This is a genomic window from Streptomyces sp. NPDC048751, from assembly GCF_043198595.1.
Lineage (GTDB): Bacteria > Actinomycetota > Actinomycetes > Streptomycetales > Streptomycetaceae > Streptomyces.
Map to the genome: position 1 here is coordinate 217,394 of NZ_JBICUX010000010.1, position 19,032 is coordinate 236,425.

Annotated in this window: 19 protein-coding genes; 4 read left to right on the plus strand and 15 right to left on the minus strand. The window is 71.7% G+C overall.

Annotation, left to right across the window (positions count from 1 at the left end; translation table 11 throughout):
• Positions 1-4: 4 nt before the first annotated feature.
• The 14 genes from sbnB to ACGFNV_RS30645 form a co-directional block, all read right to left on the minus strand.
• Complete coding sequence (gene sbnB, locus ACGFNV_RS30580; protein WP_393626732.1) at positions 5-1,069, minus strand: 2,3-diaminopropionate biosynthesis protein SbnB; 1,065 nt, start codon at positions 1,067-1,069, stop codon at positions 5-7.
• A 35-nt stretch (positions 1,070-1,104) separates the two neighbouring features.
• Positions 1,105-4,578 carry an amino acid adenylation domain-containing protein gene (locus tag ACGFNV_RS30585; RefSeq protein ID WP_393626734.1) on the minus strand — a complete coding sequence of 1,158 codons (3,474 nt, stop codon included), beginning with the start codon at positions 4,576-4,578 and terminating at the stop codon, positions 1,105-1,107.
• A 12-nt stretch (positions 4,579-4,590) separates the two neighbouring features.
• Positions 4,591-5,292, minus strand: coding sequence for a 2-hydroxychromene-2-carboxylate isomerase (locus tag ACGFNV_RS30590; protein ID WP_393626736.1), 702 nt, complete (start codon positions 5,290-5,292; stop codon positions 4,591-4,593).
• Positions 5,289-6,032: a 3-oxoacyl-[acyl-carrier-protein] reductase gene (gene fabG / locus ACGFNV_RS30595; protein ID WP_393626738.1), complete on the minus strand. Its 744-nt coding sequence runs from the start codon at positions 6,030-6,032 to the stop codon at positions 5,289-5,291. Before fabG ends, ACGFNV_RS30590 begins: the two co-directional genes overlap by 4 nt.
• Entirely contained in the window at positions 6,029-6,559 is a 531-nt protein-coding gene (locus tag ACGFNV_RS30600; protein ID WP_393626740.1) for a 3-hydroxyacyl-ACP dehydratase FabZ family protein, read from the minus strand. Before ACGFNV_RS30600 ends, fabG begins: the two co-directional genes overlap by 4 nt.
• The gene (locus ACGFNV_RS30605; RefSeq protein WP_393626742.1) at positions 6,556-6,960 is read right to left on the minus strand and encodes a 3-hydroxyacyl-ACP dehydratase FabZ family protein; all 405 of its coding nucleotides are present in this window, start codon (positions 6,958-6,960) and stop codon (positions 6,556-6,558) included. The genes ACGFNV_RS30600 and ACGFNV_RS30605 overlap by 4 nt, the downstream gene beginning before the upstream one ends.
• Complete coding sequence (locus ACGFNV_RS30610) at positions 6,957-8,063, minus strand: beta-ketoacyl synthase N-terminal-like domain-containing protein (RefSeq protein ID WP_393626744.1); 1,107 nt, start codon at positions 8,061-8,063, stop codon at positions 6,957-6,959. The genes ACGFNV_RS30605 and ACGFNV_RS30610 overlap by 4 nt, the downstream gene beginning before the upstream one ends.
• Complete coding sequence (locus ACGFNV_RS30615) at positions 8,060-9,067, minus strand: hypothetical protein (protein WP_393626745.1); 1,008 nt, start codon at positions 9,065-9,067, stop codon at positions 8,060-8,062. The genes ACGFNV_RS30610 and ACGFNV_RS30615 overlap by 4 nt, the downstream gene beginning before the upstream one ends.
• Before the next feature lie 71 nt (positions 9,068-9,138).
• A complete protein-coding gene (locus ACGFNV_RS30620) occupies positions 9,139-9,894 on the minus strand; it encodes an alpha/beta fold hydrolase (RefSeq protein WP_393626747.1) in 756 nt (251 codons plus the stop codon).
• Positions 9,891-10,778, minus strand: coding sequence for a beta-ketoacyl synthase N-terminal-like domain-containing protein (locus ACGFNV_RS30625; RefSeq protein ID WP_393626749.1), 888 nt, complete (start codon positions 10,776-10,778; stop codon positions 9,891-9,893). The genes ACGFNV_RS30620 and ACGFNV_RS30625 overlap by 4 nt, the downstream gene beginning before the upstream one ends.
• Entirely contained in the window at positions 10,775-11,905 is a 1,131-nt protein-coding gene (locus ACGFNV_RS30630; protein ID WP_393626751.1) for a beta-ketoacyl-[acyl-carrier-protein] synthase family protein, read from the minus strand. Before ACGFNV_RS30630 ends, ACGFNV_RS30625 begins: the two co-directional genes overlap by 4 nt.
• Positions 11,902-13,158 carry a beta-ketoacyl-[acyl-carrier-protein] synthase family protein gene (locus ACGFNV_RS30635; RefSeq protein WP_393626753.1) on the minus strand — a complete coding sequence of 419 codons (1,257 nt, stop codon included), beginning with the start codon at positions 13,156-13,158 and terminating at the stop codon, positions 11,902-11,904. Before ACGFNV_RS30635 ends, ACGFNV_RS30630 begins: the two co-directional genes overlap by 4 nt.
• Positions 13,159-13,213: 55 nt before the next feature.
• Positions 13,214-13,465, minus strand: a complete 252-nt coding sequence (locus ACGFNV_RS30640; protein ID WP_393626755.1) for an acyl carrier protein — start codon at positions 13,463-13,465, stop codon at positions 13,214-13,216.
• A gap of 51 nt (positions 13,466-13,516) precedes the next feature.
• A complete protein-coding gene (locus tag ACGFNV_RS30645; protein ID WP_393626757.1) occupies positions 13,517-13,735 on the minus strand; it encodes an MbtH family protein in 219 nt (72 codons plus the stop codon).
• Positions 13,736-14,094: 359 nt separating this feature from the next.
• On the opposite strand from ACGFNV_RS30645, the gene ACGFNV_RS30650 reads away from it, so the two are divergent.
• Positions 14,095-14,874, plus strand: a complete 780-nt coding sequence (locus tag ACGFNV_RS30650) for a thioesterase II family protein (RefSeq protein WP_393626759.1) — start codon at positions 14,095-14,097, stop codon at positions 14,872-14,874.
• On the opposite strand, the gene ACGFNV_RS30655 is transcribed toward ACGFNV_RS30650, so the two are convergent.
• Positions 14,863-15,399 (minus strand): hypothetical protein, encoded by a 537-nt coding sequence (locus ACGFNV_RS30655; RefSeq protein WP_393626761.1) that lies wholly within the window; start codon positions 15,397-15,399, stop codon positions 14,863-14,865. The genes ACGFNV_RS30650 and ACGFNV_RS30655 overlap by 12 nt on opposite strands.
• 201 nt (positions 15,400-15,600) lie before the next feature.
• Here ACGFNV_RS30655 and ACGFNV_RS30660 point away from each other — a divergent pair, with 201 nt between their 5' ends.
• The 3 genes from ACGFNV_RS30660 (at position 15,601) to ACGFNV_RS30670 (ending at position 18,960) form a co-directional block, all read left to right on the plus strand.
• Positions 15,601-16,842: a sensor histidine kinase gene (locus ACGFNV_RS30660; protein ID WP_393626763.1), complete on the plus strand. Its 1,242-nt coding sequence runs from the start codon at positions 15,601-15,603 to the stop codon at positions 16,840-16,842.
• Between the two features lie 290 nt (positions 16,843-17,132).
• Positions 17,133-18,107, plus strand: coding sequence for an ATP-binding cassette domain-containing protein (locus tag ACGFNV_RS30665; protein ID WP_393626764.1), 975 nt, complete (start codon positions 17,133-17,135; stop codon positions 18,105-18,107).
• 13 nt (positions 18,108-18,120) lie between these two features.
• Positions 18,121-18,960 (plus strand): ABC transporter permease, encoded by an 840-nt coding sequence (locus ACGFNV_RS30670; RefSeq protein ID WP_393626766.1) that lies wholly within the window; start codon positions 18,121-18,123, stop codon positions 18,958-18,960.
• Positions 18,961-19,032: the final 72 nt, after the last annotated feature.

Genomic DNA, 19,032 nt, shown 5'->3' on the forward strand with positions numbered 1-19,032 from the left:
TTCATCACCTTCGTTCGGGTGCCGCCTGGGCGCTGTCGCGGCCGTAGCGGTCGAGCTCGTGGAAGAAGCCGTCGACGACGCCGAGTCGGCCCGTGTCGCGCAGTTGGTCGTGGACGTAGCGGCCGAGGGCGATGTCCAGGACACCGAGGCCGAACGGAGAGAAGACGACGGGGCGGTCCTCGGGGAGTTCGACCCGGCCCTCGAGCACGTCGAAGAGGGTGCCGTCGATGAAGTCGCGGCTGCCGGTGAGCTGTTCGGTGAGATGGGGTGAGGTGTCCGCCTTGAGGCAGTGCTCGACGTCGTCGAGGATGTTGGCGGACGCGAGCAGGATCTCCGGCGCCAGGTCCCGCAGGGACACGTTGAGGACCAGCGGGTTGTGGGCGAACCAGGCCGGATCGTGGATGTGCGGGCCGCCCGCGACGGTGGCGAGGACCACCAGGTCGCTCTCCCGGATCAGTTCCTCGGAGCTGTCGTGCACCACCACGGTGCGGTCGCCGGGGCGGCCGCCGAGGTAGTCGGCGAACGCCGTGGCGTGTTCCTGGGACAGGTCGTGCACCCCGACCGCGTCGAAGGTCCAGCCGGTGGCCTCCAGGTAGTGGTGGATGTAGCGGGCGATGAGGCCGGTGCCGATGAAGCCGATGCGGCGGGGGCGTTCGCCCCTGCTGAGGCGGTCGGCGGCAAGGGCGGCCGACGCGGCGGTCCTGGAGGCGCTGATGATGGAACTCTCCAGGCAGGCGAAGGGATAGCCCGTCCGGTGGTCGTTGAGGATCAGGACCGCGGAGGCCCGCGGGATGCCGGCCTCGACGTTCTCGGGGAAGCTGGAGATCCACTTCAGGCCGTCGGTGGGGTGGGCGCCGCCGACCGAGGCGGGCAGCGCGATGATCCGGGCACTCGGGCGGTCGGGGAAGCGCAGGAAGTACGAGGGCGGGTTGACCGAGTCGCCCCGGCCGTGGGTCCGGTAGATGTCTTCGACCAGGTTCACGACCTGCTTCTCGCTGCCGGTGAGAACCTGTGCCACCTGCGCGCCGGTGATGACGGCGAAGGGCGGCACGAGCGGCTGGCGGGACATGGTTGCTCCGTCCATGGGCTGGGGGGAGGGACTGGTCAGGGGTGGGTGGGAACGGTGACCGGGTCGCCGAGGACGACCGCGATCCGCCGCTCCCCCTCGTAGGGCTCCCGGCTGTGCGCCATTCGCAGGTTGTCCACGATCAGCAGGTCGCCGGACCGCCACGGCTCGCGCAGGGTGTGCTTCTCGTACACCCCGTTGATCGTGAGCACCGTTTCCTCGTCGAGGGCGGCGCCGCTGCCGTAGCGGCTGTTGAAGGGCAGCCCGGTCTCGCCGAACTCGAACTTCAGGTACTCCCGGACGACGGGGTCCAGGGTCCATTCGTTGAGGAAGGCGATCTGGTTGAACCAGCCGCGCCGTCCGGTGACCGGGTGGGTCAGCACGGCCGCGGCGCGCTGCCGGGTGCGCAGGTCGCCGTTGGGCTCCCAGCGGCACTGGATGGCGCGGGCCGCGCAGTAGGCCTCGATGGCCGCGCGGTCGGTGGTGCCGAAGGCGTCCGTGAGGCCGACGCCGACGGTGTTGGTGTAGTTGCGGTCGACGAGCCAGCCCTCGGCCTCGAAGCGGGCGACCAGGTCGGCGGGGAGCGCCCGCAGCACCTCGTGGGAGTCGGAGACACCGGTGATCCCGCCCGACTCGGGTGCGGTGAGGCACGCGAAGAGCAGGGTGCCGGGCACCTCACGGGCGTAACTCAGCTCGTGGTGCATGCACATGGGCTGGTCGACGGGCCACTCCGAGGAGGAGTGGACGCCGTCCGCGAGCGGTTTGCGCGGTGCGAAGCCCTCGCGTTCGGTCATCACCTGGTGCAGGAGCTCGCGGCCGACGCGGGCGACGGTGTCCGCGTCCCGCAGGCCGAGTCCTCGTACGAGCAGCGCGCCGTGCTCCGCGACGGTGGCCCGCACCCGGCCGACGTGCTCCGCGGCCCATGCCGCCGGGTCGTCGGGGACGGGGCCGTCGAGGGTGAGCACGGCGGGCCGGCCCTCGGTCCTGATCACCTCGAAGGGGGTGGCCTCCCACGCGGTGCGGGGCGCCGTGACGGGGGCCTCGGCGTGCGCCGCGGCCGCGGTGGTGTCGCCCGGGTCTCCGGAGGTGGTGCCGTCCTGGGCGTGGGCCCGTGGATCGTCGAGGAACGCGGCGAGTGCGTCGAGCCTCGGGCGCAGCACGACGTCGCGCAGGGTGAAGGCACGTTCCATCCGTACGACGAGGCGCACCGCGGAGAGGGACGTGCCGCCCAGGTCGAAGAAGTCGGCGGTGCGGCCGACCCGTTCGAGGGGCAGTTTCAGTACGGCGGCCCAGGCCTCGGCGAGCCGCCGTTCGGTGTCGGTACGGGGAGCCTCGTGCTCCTCGGTGCCCTCCCGCTCGGCGAGTTCGGCGGCGAGCGCGCGCAGGGCACGCTTGTCCGTCTTGCCGTTGGGGGTGAGGGGCAGCGTGTCGAGGTGTTCGATCCGGTCCGGCACCATGTACGCGGGCAGGGCCTGCCTCAGCCGGTCGCGCAGGGCCTCGGCCGGTTCGGGCGAGCCGGTCCGGAAGGCGACCAGATGGCGTCCCCGGTCGGCGGACTCGACCACGACGACGGCGCCGTCGCGGACCCCGGGCAGCCGCAGCAGCTGGTTCTCGATCTCACCGATCTCGATCCGGAAGCCACGGATCTTGATCTGGGCGTCGCGCCGGCCCAGGAACTCCACGGAGCCGCCGGGCAGCCGGCGCCCGAAGTCGCCCGAGCGGTAGAGGCGTTGTCCCGGCCGGTGCGGGTCGTCGACGAAGGCCTGGGCGGTGCGCTCGGGGTCGTTGACGTATCCGCGTCCCACGCAGACGCCGGAGAAGACGATCTCGCCGGGAGCGCCGAGCGGCACCGGCCGCAGGCGCTCGTCGACGACGTACACGGAGACGTTGGCGACCGCGCGCCCCAGCGGGACCGAGTCCCACACCGGGACCGAGGTCATGACCTCGTGGTTGGTGTCGTCCGAGGTCTCCGTCAGTCCGTAGGCGTTCATCAGGGCGATGTGCGGGAAGCGCGCGAACCAGCGGACGGTGAGCTCCTTCTTGAGCGCCTCACCGGTGACCGAGACACAGCGCAGGGCCGGCAGCTCGCGGGGGCGCTCCTCCAGGCGGCTGAGCACCACCTCCAGGTAGGAGGGGACGGCCTGGAGCACGGAGACCTCGCCGTGCTCGACGGTGTCGAGGTAGCGGTCGACGTCGAGGATCGCCTCCTGTTCGACGATCAGCGTGCGCCCGCCCACGAGCAGGGCCGCCACCAGCTGCCACAGGGAGATGTCGAAGGACTGCGGCGCGGTCTGGGCGACCACGTGGCCGGCGCCGATCCCCTGGTCGTCGATCTTGGCGTACAGGTGGTTGAGGAATCCGGCGTGCTCGCACATCGCGCCCTTGGGCTCACCGGTGGAGCCGGAGGTGAAGTACAGGTAGGCGAGCTGGTCGGGGGCGACGGGCACACGCGGATCGTGGCCGGGGTGTCCTTCGGCGTACGCGGCGGCGACCTCGAGGAGCTCCACGCCGGAGGGCGCGGCCCGCTCCAGATGGCCGGGGCCGCCGTCCTCGGTGAGCACCAGGCGGCAGCCGCTGCGGACCAGGGTGCGGGCCATGCGGTCCGCGGGGGCGTGCGGCTCGACGGGCAGGTAGGCGGCGCCGGCCTTGAGGATGCCGATGACCGAGGCGAGCCAGTCCAGGTTGCGCTCGGTGACGACGGCCACCACGGCCTCGGCTCCCAGGTTCCGGGCGAGGAGCGCGTGGGCGATCCGGTTGGCCCGGGCGTTGAGTTCCTCGTACGTCCAGGTGCGGGCGCCGTGCACGGCGGCGATGTCCGCGGGCCGTCGGGCGGCCTGCTCCTCGAACAGCTCGTGGAAGCGCCGGTCCGGCAACGGTCGGTGCGGTCCGGCGAGTCCGGTGATCTGGTGGTGGTACTCGGCGGCGGACAGCAGGCTCCTGCCGCGGGCCGGCGCGTCCGGCTCCTCGGTCAGCTGTTCAAGAGCCGTCAGGTAGTACCCGGCGATCCGGTCGGCCGCGTCGGCGTCCAGCACGTCGGTGCGGTGACCGATCAGCAGGGCGGGTCCCTTCGGGCCGTACCGCAGCGTGGTGGTGAGCACGGTCTCCGGGTGCGGCTCGTCGAGGTCGCCCTCGGTGTGTCCGAGGTCCAGTACGGTCTCGTGGGCGCCCTCGGCGGGTGCGGTGGAGGCCCGTTCGGCGGCGGCCAGCAGGGCGCGCCAGGTCTCGTCGTCGAGTCCGAGTGCCACGGGCCGGGCTTCGGCGGCGCCGGGTGCGAGGTAGCCGCTCACGACCGCGCGTTCACCGCTGAGCGCGGTGAGGACGGCGGTGTGGGCGGCGAGCAGCACCGCCTCCCAGCCCGTGCCCGAGCGCCGGGCCAGCAGCCGGGCCCGGGCGGCGAGGCGGAGCGGGACCGGGCGGATCAGCTCCGCCCGTCCGATGCGTGGTGACTGTCCGGCGGGGGGCGGGGGTACCCAGCGCGGGACGGTCCGCTGGGGTGTTCCGTTGGTCGTCATCGCTGTCTCCTGTCAGGCCGGGTGGCTGCCGTCCGAGGCGGCGGTGAACGGGGTGGCGTCGAAGGGGGCGTCGCTGATGCCGTCCCAGGCCTCGCCGCGCACGGCGGCCACGAACGCCCCGACCCGCTCGGCACCCCAGAACGCCTCGCGGCCGTGCATGAAGAAGGGGACCCCGAAGGCGTCGTCGTGGTAGGCCGCGATCAGGCACTCCACGCCCTTGATCCGCAGATCCGGGTCGTCGACCGAGTCGGCGATCGCCGGGTCGAGGCCGAGCTCGCCCGCGATGCCCACGATGGTCTCGCGCTCCGCGAGGTCCAGGCCCCGGTTCCAGCGGGCCCGGTAGGCGAGGTCGACGAACTGCCGTCCCAGGCCCTGCTCCTCGGCCGCGAGGTAGGCGAGGTGGGAGACCTCCCAGTGCGGCGCGCGGTCGACCGGCCAGGTCACCTGCCAGCCGCGGGCATGCGCCCAGCGGCGCGCGTCCCGCAGGATGTAGAAGTTCTTGGTGCGGTGCATGGGCATCACCGGCAGGGTGACGCCGGCGTCCTCGAGCAGCCGGGTGGACTCGTCGTCCGGCTCCCAGTAGGGGATCCACTCGATCCGGTCGAGTACGTCCGCGTACTTCTCACTGAGGTCGCGGTAGGCGAACCACGAGTACGGGCTGCGCAGCGAGAAGTACCACCTGGGGTGCTTCTTCCTGCGGTGGGCGGTGCTCACAGGGCGATCCCCCCGTCGATCTGGAACACGGATCCGGTGATGTAGCTCGCGCGCCCGGAGGCGAGGAAGGCGACGAGTTCGGCGACCTCGTCGGGGGTGCCCATCCGGCCGAGCGCGACGGCGGCGAGTGCCTCGTCACGGACCCGCTCGGTGACGGCGGCCACCATGTCGGTGTCGACGAAGCCGGGCGCCACCGTGTTGACGCGGATGCCGTAGCGGCCGACCTCCTTGGCGAGGGAGCGCGAGAAGCCGATGATCCCGGCCTTGGAGGCGGCGTAGTTGGTCTGGGTGGCGTTGCCGTGAACCCCGGCCACCGAGGAGATGTTGACGATGCTGCCGCGACGGCGCTTCATCATGGCGAAGGTGACCGCGCGGCAGACGTGGAAGACGCCGTCGAGGTTGGTGGACAGGACGGACGTCCACTCGTCGTCGGACATCATCACCAGCGCCTTGTCGCGGGTGATGCCGGCCGAGGTGACGGCGGTCTCGACGGGGCCGAGGTCCTTCTCGGTCGCGTTGACCCAGTCGCGCACCGCGGCCGCCTCGCTCACGTCCACGCGGTGGTGCAGCACCCGGGCGCCGAGCGCCTCGGCCTCCTTGGCGAGGAGCTGCGCGGCCTCCGCCTGCGAGTGGAAGCAGAAGCTGATGTCGTAGCCGTCCGCCGCGAGCTTCAGTACGGCGGCCCGGCCGATGCCCCGCGAGCCCCCGCTGATCAGGGCCACGGGCCTGGTGTCGGTCATCGGATGGCCTCTCTTCCGGGTGCTGCGGACGGTGGGGTGGGGGTCGGGGCGGCGGTGTCGTCGGGGCGGAGCAGGTCCGCCGGGCGGAAGGCCATCACCATCCGCGTCACGGTCATCACGGTCTCGTCGCCGCGATGGCTGCTGCCCTCGAAGACCACCGAGTCGGTGAGGGCCCGGGAGATGCGGACCCGGTGCTCGATCACGTCGCCGGGGAGTACGGGCAGGTGGAACTCGGCGTCGGCCACCGAGCCGAACAGCATCACCTGGCCCGGCGTGGGGGCCTCCGCGATCGCCGAGGCGAGGAGTCCCGCCGACTGGCCCCAGGACTCGACGAGCAGGGACGGCGGGTAGTCGAGGGCCTTGTCGGGTGAGATCCCCGCGTACCAGGGCTCGTTGAGGGTGATCGCCTTGACCGTGCGGATGCGCTCACCGGGGACAAGTTCGGTCACCCGGTCCACCAGCAGCATCGGATAGCGGTGCGGGAGCAGATCGGTGACCCGTGGGAGGGCCGGTGCGGGTGCGGTCATCGCGCACCTCCCGCGCAGGCGTAGCGCAGCCGTACGGTGGCGGCCCTGCCCCGTTCGGTGGCGGCGGTGGCGTCGCAGCGCAGACTGGTGCCGGTGCGGCGCCACTTGAGCGTCAGACGGAGGGTGTCCCCGGGGTAGACGGCTCCGGCGAACCGCGCCGACTCCACGGCGGCGAGCTCGGTGGGGTCCGGAGCGGTGTCCCCGTCGGTGGCCGCGCGCTGCACGCACTCCAGCACGCAGACCCCGGGGAAGATCGGGAAGTCGGGGTAGTGGCCGGCGAACACCGGCTCGCTGTGCCGGATGTCGGCGCGGGCGGCGGCCGTCAGGCCGTCCTCCGTGCGGGCCTCCACCCGTACCTCGGCGGCGACGGGACTCACGTGGACACGCGGCGCGGCGGTCATCGGCGGTCCAGCAGCTTCAGCACCGCGCAGGCGAGGGAGCCGTCGCGATCGGCGGAGGTGATCAGGGCGACCCGCTCGGCCGCCGAGGGCGTACCGGCGGCGGTGGCGAGGACCATGGCGATCTGGAACGAGCCGGAGGCGGCGGAGACGTCACCGAGGCGGCCGACGGCCGGCACCCGCTCCAGCGCCTCGGTGCCGCAGATCTCGCCGAGTACCTCGCGCTCCAGGTGGCCGAGGAGGCCCGGCGCGTCCGAGGGGCTCGCCGCCCACACGTCGTCGCCGGTCACCCCGGCGGCCTCCAGGGCGGAGCGTACGCAGGCCTGAAGGGCGGGGCGCGCCCGGTTGCCGGTGGCCACCCGGGTGCGGACCGCGAGCACCTCGGCGAGCGCGGGGCGTTCGGGGGTGACCGCGGCGGCGGGCTGGACCAGGAGCACCGCCGCGCCCTCGCCGAGCGCGACACCGGGGGCCTCGGGGCCCCTGCTGTGCCGTTCCAGCCAGTAGCGGGCGGCCGAGTACTCCTCGGCGGCGGCACACAGCACGGTGTCCGCGCGGCCCGTGGACAGCAGCCGTGTCGCGTAGTTGAGGGAGAGCAGGCCGGCCGCGCGGCCGCCGGCGAGTGTGGTGTTGGGGCCCTTGATGCCGTACCAGATGGCGCACTGGCCGGCCGCGCAGTTCATGACGGCGTTGGGCATCACGGCCGGGTCGACGTCGTAGGGCCGGGCGCCTTCGAGCGAGCTGCGGGTGAAGTCCATCATGCTGGCGGCGCTGCCCGTGGTGGTGGCGAGCACCAGGGCGGCGCGTTCGCCGGTCTCCGACTCCCGTACCGCACCGGGCCGGTCGAGCAGGGAGCCCACGGCGGCCACGGCGAGGCCGGTGACCCGGTCCATGGAGCGGGTGCCCTTCTTGCCGAGCACCTCGCGGGTCTCGAAGCCGGGGACCAGATGGGCCCGGGAGGCGGGCACCTTCCAGCGTGCGGTGTCGACGGGCGCGGCCGTGGACCGCTGGGTGCGCAGCCCTTCGGCGAGGGCGTCGGCGCCGATGCCGTGCGGGGACACCGCCGACCAACCGGTGATCACCGGCCGGGTGGTCACCGCGGTACTCATGCCGCCGCCTTGCGGGGCGTGGTGAGCGCGGTGACGGTGGACTCGTCGAACTCGGCCATCTCCCACTGGTTGGGCGCCACTTCGTGGAGGTAGCCGTGGGTGATGGTGCCGGTGGCGGTCTTCACCAGCTGCCCGTCGCGCAGGACGTAGCAGTCCATGCGGGTGGTGTAGAGCAGGGTCTTGAAGACGTTCTCGACGGTGTAGACGGTGTAGAGCTCCTCCTCCATGACGGTCTCGTCGAGGAGTTCGATGCGGGACTGGGTGACCACGGGGATCCAGCCGCGAGTGTCGAGGACCTCCTTGATGGCCAGGCCCCGGTCGGCGAGGAAGAGGTCCTCCACCTCTTCCATCACCCGCAGGAATCCGGACATCTGGACGCGCTCGTTGAAGTGGCAGTAGAAGTAGCCCATCCGCCAGCGCCAGCCGAACGCGTTGGTCTCGCCGATGAGTTCGGTGAGGACCGGGTCGGCGGTGGTGCCGCGGCCCGCGGTGAACTCGCCGTACGGCCGCGGGGTGGCGGCGATCTCCACGCGGTCCCCGGTGCCCAGGCGGGCGGTGGTGAAGGGTTCGAGGCCGTCCGGCCAGGGCTCCTCGGCCTTGATGTGGTCGTCGACGCGCAGCGCCACCAGGATCGTGGAGCCCGCGCACTTGACGCGCTTGCCGTCGCGCTCGACGAACAGGTCGACCTTGAAGCGGAGCCGGTCCGCGCCGTCCTTGGTGGCCGGGGTGACCACCGCCTCCACCTCGTCGTCGACGGCGAGGAGGGCGCCGAGCCGGGAGTGGATGTCGACCACGTCGAACCCGAGCCCGTAGCGCCGGTAGAGGTCGCCGACGGGCAGCCCCGCCTCCCTGAAGTGGTTCAGGACCGCTGCCTCGGCAACGTAGTTGATGTGCTTGAAGCCGATGGCGAAGCTGATGTTGTTGCCTTCGAAGAGGGGGCGCAGCCGCCCCGTCGTCGGGGTCTCCAGCAGCGCCGTGACAGCAGGATGGGGCGTCGGGCCCATCACGGACTCCTTTTGTGTCGGGACGTGTCGGGACGTGTCGTGTCGGGTCGGACGGAACCGGCGTGCCGGGGTCAGGCGCCCGCCAGGGGCCGGGCGCGGTCCGGGATCCGCTCGAGGAACGTGTGCACGGCGCCGGTGAACCAGGCGGGGCGTTCGAGCATCGGGAAGTGACCGCAGTCGGGCACGGTCAGCGCCCGGCCGGCGGGCAGCCGGGCGGCGAGGTGGCCGGCCTGCTCCGCGGGTGCGGACCGGTCGGCCGCGCAGCCGATCACCAGGGCGGGGGTCTCGACGAGGTCCACCCGGAACAGCGGGGTGCGCAGATAGGTGTCGAAGAACCGGAGCCAGCCGTAGGGGCCGATCCACTCGGTCATGCGCCGGGCCATGTCCGCGAGGCGTTCCTCCTCGATGGGGTGGCCGGACGTCCGCAGCCTGATGGACTCGGCCATGGTGCGCGGGAAGTCGTCCAGGATCGGGGCGATCATGTTCCAGTGGAAGGCGTCCGCGTCGCTGCGGTAGAAGGGGTTGACAAGGACGACGGCCGGTACGTCCAGCGGGTCGGCGGCGGCCGCCCGGCGGCTGAGCAGTTCGAGGAGCACCACCGAGCTGAACGAGTGGGCGACCACCACACCGGGGCCGCCGGGGACCGCGTCGAGCACGTCCTGGAGGCGGGCCGCCGAGTCCGTCTCGTGGCGCCAGTCGGCGATTCCGCCGCTGTGCCAGGGCAGTCGGGGCGCGTGGACCTCGAGGTCAGCCGGCCAGTGCCCGTCGAGCGCCGACCAGATGGCCTCGTTGTTGGCGAGCCCGTGGAGCAGTACGACGTTGGTCATGGGGTGCGCTCCGGGGGGAACAGGACCGCTCCGGCCGTGCCGGCCAGGGCGTAGGCGGGGCCGTCGTGCCCCTGGGCGAACCAGCCGGCCGCGGCGGCGCACTGCGCGACGCCGAGGGCGCCGGAGAGTTCGCCCCAGCCGGTCAGCGCGATCCGTCGTGCGTGCCCGGGCACGACGTGGTCCTCCTCGCTGAGCCAGAGCTCGCCGCCGGGGGCGCGCCGGGTCAGCTCGTCGGCGGTGTCGGCGGACCGGGCGGTGCGCAGCACCGGACCGAGCAGTGCCCTGGCACGGGTGGTGGTGCGGCTGAGGACGACGGCGGCGCCGCCGTCCGCCACCGGTCCGTCGACGAGCCGGCGGGTCACCTCGTTGTCCGGTTCGACGCCGGTGACCAGGATGTGGTCGGCGCGGCCGCTGCGGAGCATCAGGGCGGCCCAGCGGATCGCGTCCAGGCCCGAGGAACGCCCGTTGCACACCGTCAGGTTGGGGCCGCGCAGGCCGTACCGGATGGCCGTCTCGGAGGCGATGATGTTGCTGGAGGCGTTGGGGGTGTCCATCGGGCTGAGGGCGCCGGTGGACTCCTTGGCTATGGTCTCCACGGCTCGGCACACGGTGTCCGCGTTGCCGAGGTTGGAGCTGACCACGGTGCCCAGCCGGTCTCCGGGGACGGTCGGTTCGCCGTCCTGGAGGAGCCCGGCGTCGGTGAGCGCCGCGTGGGCGAGGTGCAGTCCCAGCTGGGTGGCCCGGTCCTTGAAGCGCAGGCCCTTCCTGCCGATCAGGGCCGTGGGGTCGACCGGTTCCGCCGCGGGTGGTGCGGGGCGCAGCAGCGCGGGTGCGTCGGCGGCGCCGGGCAGGGCCACGGCGGTCCCGGTGACGGCGAGGGTCATGCGGCACCTCCCACGACGGCGACGGCGTTGACGCCGCCGAATCCGAAGCTGTTGACCTGGGCCAGCCGCAGCGGTGCGACCAGGGGTTCGCCGGCCACCAGCCGCAGCTCCGCGCCCTCGGGCAGGGGGTCGGTCAGGCCCGCGATGGGCGGGACGACTCCGCTCTCCAGGGAGCGCAGGGCCATGATCAGGCCGAGCAGTCCGGCCGAGCCGGAGGTGTGTCCGGTCAGCGACTTGATGCCGGTGAGGGCGGGGCCGTGGCCGCCGAAGATCTGGGCGGTCACGGTGGCTTCCGTGCGGTCGTTGAGCGGTGTGCCGGTGGCGTGGAGCATCACCAGGTCGATCTCGGCGGGGGTGACGTCGGCCTGTTCGTGGGCCAGGCGGACGGCGTCCTCGACGCCGGCCGCGTCGGGGGCGGTCTGGTGGTGGGCGTCGCAGTTGACGGCCACCGAGCGCAGCCGGCCACGGGGGCGTCGGCCCACGGTCGCGGAACGGCTCAGGACGACGGCGGCGGCGCCCTCACCGAGGATCGTGCCCTGGCGGTCCTGGTCGAAGGGGCGTACCGAGGGCGGCGGATCGAACTGGACCCGGTCGGCCTGCCCGAACATGCTCTCCGTCACCACGTCGCAGCCGGCCACGACGACCGTCTCCGCCTCCCCGAGTTCGAGCAGGTCCCAGGCGAGCGCGAGGGCGTAGAGGGAGGCCGAGCAGGCGCCCGCGAAGGTGTGGGTGTCGACGGCGCCGAAGCGGCGCCTCAGCGCGTTCTCGAAGTGCAGGCCGTCGGCGTCGAAGGGGGTTCCGTCGCGCCACCACAGTTCGAGGGAGCGCAGTTCGCGCAGGCCGGTGCCGACGAGCACCGGGATTCCCGCGAGGTCCTCGGGCAGTCCGGCGTCCTCGGCCGCCTGCCGGATCGCTTCGACGAGGAAGCGGGTGGCCCGGCCCGGCTCGTCGATGCCGTCGGTCTGCCGGTCGTCGATCTCAAAGAGCTGCTGGGCGTTGAAACGGGCGCGGTCGAAGGCGCGCAGCGGCGCGAGTCCGCTGCGGCCGGCGCAGAGGCTGTCGAAGATGGCGTCCGGATCGGAGCCGATGCTCGCGACCGCCCCGGTTCCGATGATCGGGTACGTCATCGGAGGTCACCGTCCCGGTCGTACTTGCCCAGGATCACGATGGCGTTGTTGCCGCCGAAGGCGAGCCCGTTGTTCTGGACGATCCGCAGGTCGGCGTCGACGGCCTGGTTGGGCACGCAGTCGATCTCGCACTCCGGGTCGGTCCGGTGGTGGTTGATGGTGGGCGGGATGAAGCCGTGGGTGAGGGCGAGTCCGCAGGCGATCGCACCGAGCGCGCTCGCGGCGCCCATGGTGTGGCCGAGCATCGACTTCAGGGAGATCGTGCGCGGGGTCGCGGCGCCGAACACGCTGCGGATGGCCTTGGCCTCGGTGATGTCGTTGGCCTTGGTGCCGGTGCCGTGGGCGGAGATCAGGTCGACCTCCTCGGGCTTCACCCCGGCGTTCTTCAGGGCGATGCTCATGCACTGCGCGACGCTGTCGCCGTTGGGCGCGACCTGGTGGTACGCGTCGCAGTTGAGGCCGTAGCCGAGCACTTCGGCGTAGATGGTGGCGCCGCGGGCCAGTGCGGAGTCCAGGCTCTCCAGGACCAGGACGCCGGCTCCCTCGCCGGTGAGGATGCCCTTGCGGTCGGCGTCGAAGGGCTGGCAGTGCTCGGGGGCGATGGTGCCGAGGCGGTAGAAGCCGGTGAAGGTCTTGCGGCACATCGCGTCGGCGCCGCCGCACAGCGCGTACTCCACCTCTCCCGAGCTCACCGCGTCGAAGCCGTACCCGATGGCGTAGTTGCCCGCGGAGCAGGCGGTCGCGATGGTGGGGGCCTCGACGTCGGTGAGTTCCAGCTCCTGGGCGATGGCGGTGGAGAGTCTGGCCGCCGAGACTCGCCGGACGACCTCGGGATCCATGTTCTGAGGACCGTCGGCGAGTTCGGCGGCCACCAGCTGGTCCAGCTCGTAGGACTCGCCGTCCGTGGTGCCGACGGAGATCAGTCCCCGTCGGCCGGCGAGTTCCACGAGGTCCAGACCGGCGTCCTGCACCGCCATCCGCGCCGCCGCGACGGCGAAGCCGCTGGCACGCCCCAGCTCCCGCACGGGGGTGCGGGAGATCCACTGCTCGGGATCGAACCCCTTGACCTCGCAGCCGTTGACATGCGCGAAGCCTTCGACGTCGAACACCGAGATCGGGCTGACACCGCTACGGCCCGCCCGCAGACTGCCGGTGAACTCCTCGGCCCCGATACCGATACTGGAGATCACTCCGAAGCCGGTGAGAACCACCCGGCGTTTCCCGGTTCCGGCGCCGGGGCTTGCTGAGGACATGCTGTTTCCCCTTCAGATCTTCAGACCTTGGGATCGGCAGAGCTGCTGGGCAGGGTCAGCGGGTGGGCGCTTCGGCGACCACCTTGTAGACGGCCTCGAGGTTGATCATCTGGGCCAGTTCGGACTGGTCGATCGTGATGCCGAACTCCTTCTCCAGGGAGGCCAGGATCTCGATGGCGCGCAGGGAGTCGGCGCCGTGGTCGTCGATGAAGAGGCTGGTGTCCGTCACCTCGTCCTCCTCGAGTTCAAGGATGTCGCAGACGATTTCCTTGATGGCCGAGCGGCGGTCGCTGGTGATGGTCGGCATTTTCTTCTTTTCCCCTCGATGGTTCGGTCGTGATGTGGCGGGTTCTTTTTTTCAGGCCGCGTGGGCGGCCATGGCGTCGGCGAGGCTGCGCGGACGCATATCGGTCCAGTGCTCGTTCACGTAGTCGAGGCAGTCCTGCCGGGCGGCCGCACCGTGCACCGCTTTCCAGCCCTCCGGGATCTCGGCGAAAACGGGCCAGATCGAATGCTGGTTCTCGTCGTTCACGAGCACGTAGTACTCGGCGTTGTCATCCTCGAACGGATTCGCCATCGAGCTCTCCCCTTCCTGACGCTGTCACCGAATTAGGCTCGACCCTAAGCTGCCGGGAATCGCACCAACAAGCCCTTCCGGCAACCACTTCGACCCGGCGTTAGAGAGTTTTCAATGAGAAGAATTGAATAATGCGTTGCGTTGCTTTCGGCCACTCTCCCGTCGGACCGGAAGTGCCGGGAGATGGGGGCATGTGATGCCCCGGCGACAGGATTCCGCCACCGACGGTCACTCTTGCGGTGCGAGCGGTCGCCGAGGGTCACTTGGGGGCATCGAAGACTTTGTTGGCCCCCCACGGCGCGGTCCCGCCGTCGCCGGTACGTTCCCCGTGTCACGACCGGCGCTCGAAAGGAGTCCGCATGTCCGCGCCACTGCTTCGGCCGCTGCCCCGGCCGCACGCCGAGCGGACGCTGTTCTGTCTCAGCTTCTGCGGGGGCGGCACGGCGCCCTTCCGGCCCTGGGCCGCGGCCCTGCCCGAGGACACCGAACTGGTGCTGTACTGCTATCCGGGCCGGGAAGGGCGCTACAGCTCCCCGTTCGCCCGGGACTGGGAGGAACTGCTCGGCGGGGCACTGACCGCGCTGCGGGGCGTCGCGACGCGCCCCTACGTCCTGGCGGGCCACAGCATGGGCGCCTGGGTCGCCTTCGATCTCGCGCTGCGTGCCGAGCGGGCCGAAGTCGCCCCGCCGCAGGCGCTGGTCGTCTCGGCCGCGCACGCCCCCGACAGCCGGCGGACCGATCCGGACGCGCCGCCCCACGTGGGGAACACCGACGAGGAGCTCCTCGACTGGATGTTCACGGTCGGCCAGATGCCCGAGGCGGTACGGGCCGAGCCCGAACTGCGGCAGATGGCCGTGGAGGTGCTGCGCGCCGACCTGCGGGCCATGGACACCTACCGGTACCACCCGGGTGACCGGGTGCGCGCACCGCTCCAGCTGCTGCACGGCGAGGACGACGACCTGGACGCGGAGGCCCTGGCGCGCTGGCGCCCGCTGACCACGGGCCGGTTCGAGTCGACGCCGCTCCCCGGCGGGCACTTCTACACGCCGCCGGTGTGGCAGCGACTGCCCGCGCACATGACGGCGCTCCGCCCCGAGCGGGCCGGGCGGAGCGTCGAACGCAGCGGGTCAGGCCGGTGACATCTCGCGCAGCACTCGGGCACGGATCGCGCGGAGCATGGACGTACGGGTCAGTCCGCTGCCGAACCTGATGCAGAACCAGTAGGGCGCGAACCTGCGGCGGGTCCGCTCGTCCGTGGCGAGGACACGGGTCTCCGTGGTGAGCATGCCGCCCGCGTGACGGACATTCATCCCGATCTTCAGAATTCCCGGCTCCTCGCATCCGGTCACGATCTCGGAAACGGTGCCCGGGGGCCGGGGAACGTCACCGGTCCCCTGCACCGCGGCGAGCAGGAACTCGTCGTCCCCGGTGGGGATCACTTCTCCCATCTCCCGCAGGAAGTCGGAGACGATACGCCGCCGCGCCGAGATGTCGGCCCCGGTGATCGCGACCAGTGCGCGGGCCATCGGCGCCTCCGCCCAGGTCGTCGCGTGCGCGGCGCGCATCACCTCCGCGGCGGTGCCGGGCACCCGAATGCGATGCACTTCTCTGAAATGCCATTCCGGTAACATCCGTTCCAGCGCGGACTCGCTCTCGTCAGGCAACTCGGCCTCCTCATCGGCCTCTCACCGACCCCGTTCCCCCGGGCATCCTAGAGAGGATTTCGAAGCGAACTCGCACCGATATCCCCGATGGCAGCTAAATGACAGGACGGAGTTCACGAGACGTCCGTCCGCCCTCGGCCACCGAGGCGGTCATCAGGAAGCTGCCAGGGGGGAACCGGTCCCATCGATAGGATCGCCGGAATGGTCACCAACACCAGGACCCAGGTCCAGAGCCGTCTCGGGAGCCATGTCACCAGGCCGGTCTGCGCGGTCCTGGCGGCCGGGGCGGTGACGGCGGGGCTTCTCGTCGGCCCGTCGGCCGGCTGGCGAGCGGCCCTCCCCATGACGGTCGCGGTCCTCGGCACCCTCACCGTGATCGGAGTGCACGCCAAGGGCCGCGTCCTCACGACGGCCGCCGCCGTGGTGGCCGTGAGCTCCGCGCTGGGCACCGCCCTCGGCGACCCGCCGGTGCGGGAGCAGGCGACCGGCGTGGTCACGCTGGTGGAGATCGCGGCCATCCTGCTGCTGATCTGCCTCGTCGCCCGGTACGCCGAGACCCGGCGGGCCGTCACGCTGTGCACCGTGCTCGGGGTTCTGGCGTCGACCCTGCTCCTGCGCCTCCAGGTTCCCCCGACCGCGCTGGAGGCCGCCGCGCAGAGCGCGTTCTTCGCACTCGGCGCCATAGCCGCGGCCGCCGTGGGGGGTTGTCTGCGTGCCCTGGAGTCGCGCAGGGTCCGGTCCGTGCACGAGGCCCGCCGCAACCAGCGGCTCCAACTGGCCCGCGACCTGCACGACTTCGTCGCCCACGACGTGTCGGGCATCGTGGTGCTCGCACAGGCGGCGCAGGTGGTCGGCGCGGAGCAGCCGGAGAAGGTCCTGCCGATCCTGAAGCAGATCGAGGCCTCCGGCCTCCAGGCCCTCGGTTCCATGGACCGTACCGTCCACATGCTCGACACGTCCGACGAGACGGCCTCGGACTCTCGAGGCAGGACGGGCGAAGGGCAGTCGCAGGCCTACGGGCTCCCCGACATCGTGGACGTCATCGGCCGGTTCCGCGACGCCGGACGGGCCGAGGTGAGCCTGGACATCGACCTGTCGCCGGAGCAGGTCGCCCGGGTGCCCCGCGAGGTGGCGAGCACCTCCCACCGGGTGGTGGTGGAAGCGCTGACCAATGTCCGGCGGCATGCCGCGACCACACCCTGGGTGCGCGTGTCCGTACTGCCCGACCTGTCCGGCCGGGTGCCGGTGCTCGCCGTGTCCGTGACCAACGGTGCTCCGTCCATCAGCGAGGCGGGCACGGGGTATCTCGGCGAGCGCGGCCGTCGCGGCGGGACGGGCCTGGAAGGACTCGCCGAACGCGTCAAGGCGCTCGGGGGAACCCTCGACTTCGGCGGTCACGGGGAAGGCGGCTGGCGGGTCACCGCCGTCCTGCCCGTCGACTGAACGGGATTCCCTCCTCTCGCGCTTCTCGCGCTTCTCGCGCTTCTCGTGCTTCTCGCGCTTCTCGCGCTTCTCGCGCTTCTCGCGCTTCTCGGGTTCTCGGAGTTGCTCGGGGTCACTGGTTCGCCGGAATTCCGCAATGCCAGTTCAAGAGTTCTGATCGACCCTCGGGAATTCCCGGTACCACGGATACCGTACGTCTGTAGGTGACGGCCCACGTGGTCCCTTTCGGTCATCCCTGAAAACGCCCGACGACCGGTGGTGGGCTTCCGGAATCGAGCGAGGGGCATCCCATGGACACGATGATGATCGAAGTCTCCGACGTGACGAAGTCGTTCGGGTCGACGAAAGCGCTCGACGGTGTGAGCCTCACGGTGCCCCAGGGCACCGTCCTGGGGCTGCTCGGGCACAACGGCGCCGGCAAGACGACTCTCGTCGGCATCCTGAGCACCCTCTCGCTCCCGACGGCGGGGCGGGCCCGGGTGGCGGGACTCGACGTCACCGAGAACGCCGAGGAGGTCCGCCGCCGCATCGGCCTCACCGGCCAGTACGCGGCCGTGGACGAGACGCTCTCCGGGCACGCCAACCTGGTGCTGATCGCACGGCTGCTCGGCGCCTCGCGCGCCGAGGCGGCGGCCCGCGCCGGGGAACTGCTGGAGCTCTTCTCCCTCACGGACGCGGCGGGCCGCAAGGCGAAGGAGTACTCGGGCGGCATGCGCAGGCGTCTGGACCTGGCGGCCAGCCTGGTCGGACAGCCCGAGGTGATCTTCCTCGACGAGCCCACCACCGGGCTCGACCCGTCGGCCCGCCGGGCCCTGTGGGCGGTGGTCCAGCGTCTCGTGCGGGAGGGCACCACGGTTCTGCTGACCACTCAGTACCTGGAGGAGGCCGACTTCCTGGCGGACTCGATCACGGTGCTCGCGGCCGGCCGGGTCATCGCCGCGGGCACCACGGACGAGCTGAAGAACAGGATCGGACACCGCTCCGTGTCCGTCACCCTGCGCGGCGCCGACGACCGCCCCCGGGCCATGCAGGCGCTGCGGGCGGCCGGCCTCGCTCCCGGGCACGAGGAGGACGGTCTGGTGCTCACGATGCCCGCCAGGGACTCCACCGCGCTGGCCCGCGTCGTCCGGGCGGCCGACGAAGCGGGCGTGGACCTCGCGGGACTCGCGTTCTCCGAGCCCTCACTGGACGACGTGTACCTGGCCCTGAACCACTCCACCGGCCGCCAGGACCTGCTGGACCGTGTCCCGGCGGACAGACCCTAGGCAGGGATGTTCGATGACCATCACCACCCACCCCGAGGCCCGGCCCGCTTCCCCGGGCCTCCTCCCGCCCCCGCGGTTCGGCGGGACCGGAGTGCTCCGGCAGATCTCCGTCCTGTCCGGCCGGTCGCTGCGGGTGCTGCGCGAACCCGCCATGGTCCTGCCGGGCGTTCTCGAACCCATCCTGATGCTGACCGTGTTCAGCCAGGTGTTCAAGAGCGTCTCGCAGACCTCCGCCTTCCCCGCGGGCGTCAGCTACATCGACTACCTGTTGCCGGCGTTCCTCGTCACCGGCTCGATCAGCGCGGGGCTCAAGTCCGGGGTGGCGCTGACGACGGAGATGAACAACGGGATCGTCGCCCGCTTCAAGGCGATGCCGATCCACACCGGTTCGGTCCTGATCGGGCGGAGCATCGCGGACACCGTGCTCAACGTCGTCAACATGCTCGTCATGCTGGTGGCGGCCACCGTGGTGTTCGGGTTCGGCCCGGACGGCGGGGTGCTCGGCTCGCTCGGCGCGGCGCTGGTCGCGGTGGTGCTCGGCTGGTCCCTGGGCTGGCTGTTCATGGCGCTCTCCGCCTGGGTGCGCCGTCCGGAAGCGCTGCAGCCCATCGGCGGCATGGTCAACATGGTGCTGCTCTTCGCCTCGAACGCCTTCGTGCCCGCCGAGGGCCTCCCCGGCTGGCTGAAGGGATTCGCCGAGGTCAACCCCATGTCGTACGCGATCACGGCGGCCCGCGACCTGGCGCTCGGTGATCCGCGGCTCAGCACGGTCCTGGCGACGCTGGGCGCCTGTGTGGTGCTCGTGGCCGTCACCGCTCCCCTGGCGATCCGGAGCTTCCGCCGGGCGACCTGAACCTCCCGCGCCCCGAACGCGTCTCGGCCCGGAACCAGGTGACTGGTTCCGGGCCGAGACGCGTTCCCGGTG

Bases quoted from the DNA above. Each gene is read 5' to 3' on its own strand.
- sbnB (WP_393626732.1), bottom strand. From the start codon at position 1,069: ATGTCCCGCCAGCCGCTCGTGCCGCCCTTCGCCGTCATCACCGGCGCG.
- ACGFNV_RS30585 (WP_393626734.1), bottom strand. From the start codon at position 4,578: ATGACGACCAACGGAACACCCCAGCGGACCGTCCCGCGCTGGGTACCC.
- fabG (WP_393626738.1), bottom strand. From the start codon at position 6,032: ATGACCGACACCAGGCCCGTGGCCCTGATCAGCGGGGGCTCGCGGGGC.
- ACGFNV_RS30600 (WP_393626740.1), bottom strand. From the start codon at position 6,559: ATGACCGCACCCGCACCGGCCCTCCCACGGGTCACCGATCTGCTCCCG.
- ACGFNV_RS30605 (WP_393626742.1), bottom strand. From the start codon at position 6,960: ATGACCGCCGCGCCGCGTGTCCACGTGAGTCCCGTCGCCGCCGAGGTA.
- ACGFNV_RS30610 (WP_393626744.1), bottom strand. From the start codon at position 8,063: ATGAGTACCGCGGTGACCACCCGGCCGGTGATCACCGGTTGGTCGGCG.
- ACGFNV_RS30615 (WP_393626745.1), bottom strand. From the start codon at position 9,067: ATGGGCCCGACGCCCCATCCTGCTGTCACGGCGCTGCTGGAGACCCCG.
- ACGFNV_RS30620 (WP_393626747.1), bottom strand. From the start codon at position 9,894: ATGACCAACGTCGTACTGCTCCACGGGCTCGCCAACAACGAGGCCATC.
- ACGFNV_RS30625 (WP_393626749.1), bottom strand. From the start codon at position 10,778: ATGACCCTCGCCGTCACCGGGACCGCCGTGGCCCTGCCCGGCGCCGCC.
- ACGFNV_RS30630 (WP_393626751.1), bottom strand. From the start codon at position 11,905: ATGACGTACCCGATCATCGGAACCGGGGCGGTCGCGAGCATCGGCTCC.
- ACGFNV_RS30635 (WP_393626753.1), bottom strand. From the start codon at position 13,158: ATGTCCTCAGCAAGCCCCGGCGCCGGAACCGGGAAACGCCGGGTGGTT.
- ACGFNV_RS30640 (WP_393626755.1), bottom strand. From the start codon at position 13,465: ATGCCGACCATCACCAGCGACCGCCGCTCGGCCATCAAGGAAATCGTC.
- ACGFNV_RS30645 (WP_393626757.1), bottom strand. From the start codon at position 13,735: ATGGCGAATCCGTTCGAGGATGACAACGCCGAGTACTACGTGCTCGTG.
- ACGFNV_RS30650 (WP_393626759.1), top strand. From the start codon at position 14,095: ATGTCCGCGCCACTGCTTCGGCCGCTGCCCCGGCCGCACGCCGAGCGG.
- ACGFNV_RS30660 (WP_393626763.1), top strand. From the start codon at position 15,601: ATGGTCACCAACACCAGGACCCAGGTCCAGAGCCGTCTCGGGAGCCAT.
- ACGFNV_RS30665 (WP_393626764.1), top strand. From the start codon at position 17,133: ATGGACACGATGATGATCGAAGTCTCCGACGTGACGAAGTCGTTCGGG.
- ACGFNV_RS30670 (WP_393626766.1), top strand. From the start codon at position 18,121: ATGACCATCACCACCCACCCCGAGGCCCGGCCCGCTTCCCCGGGCCTC.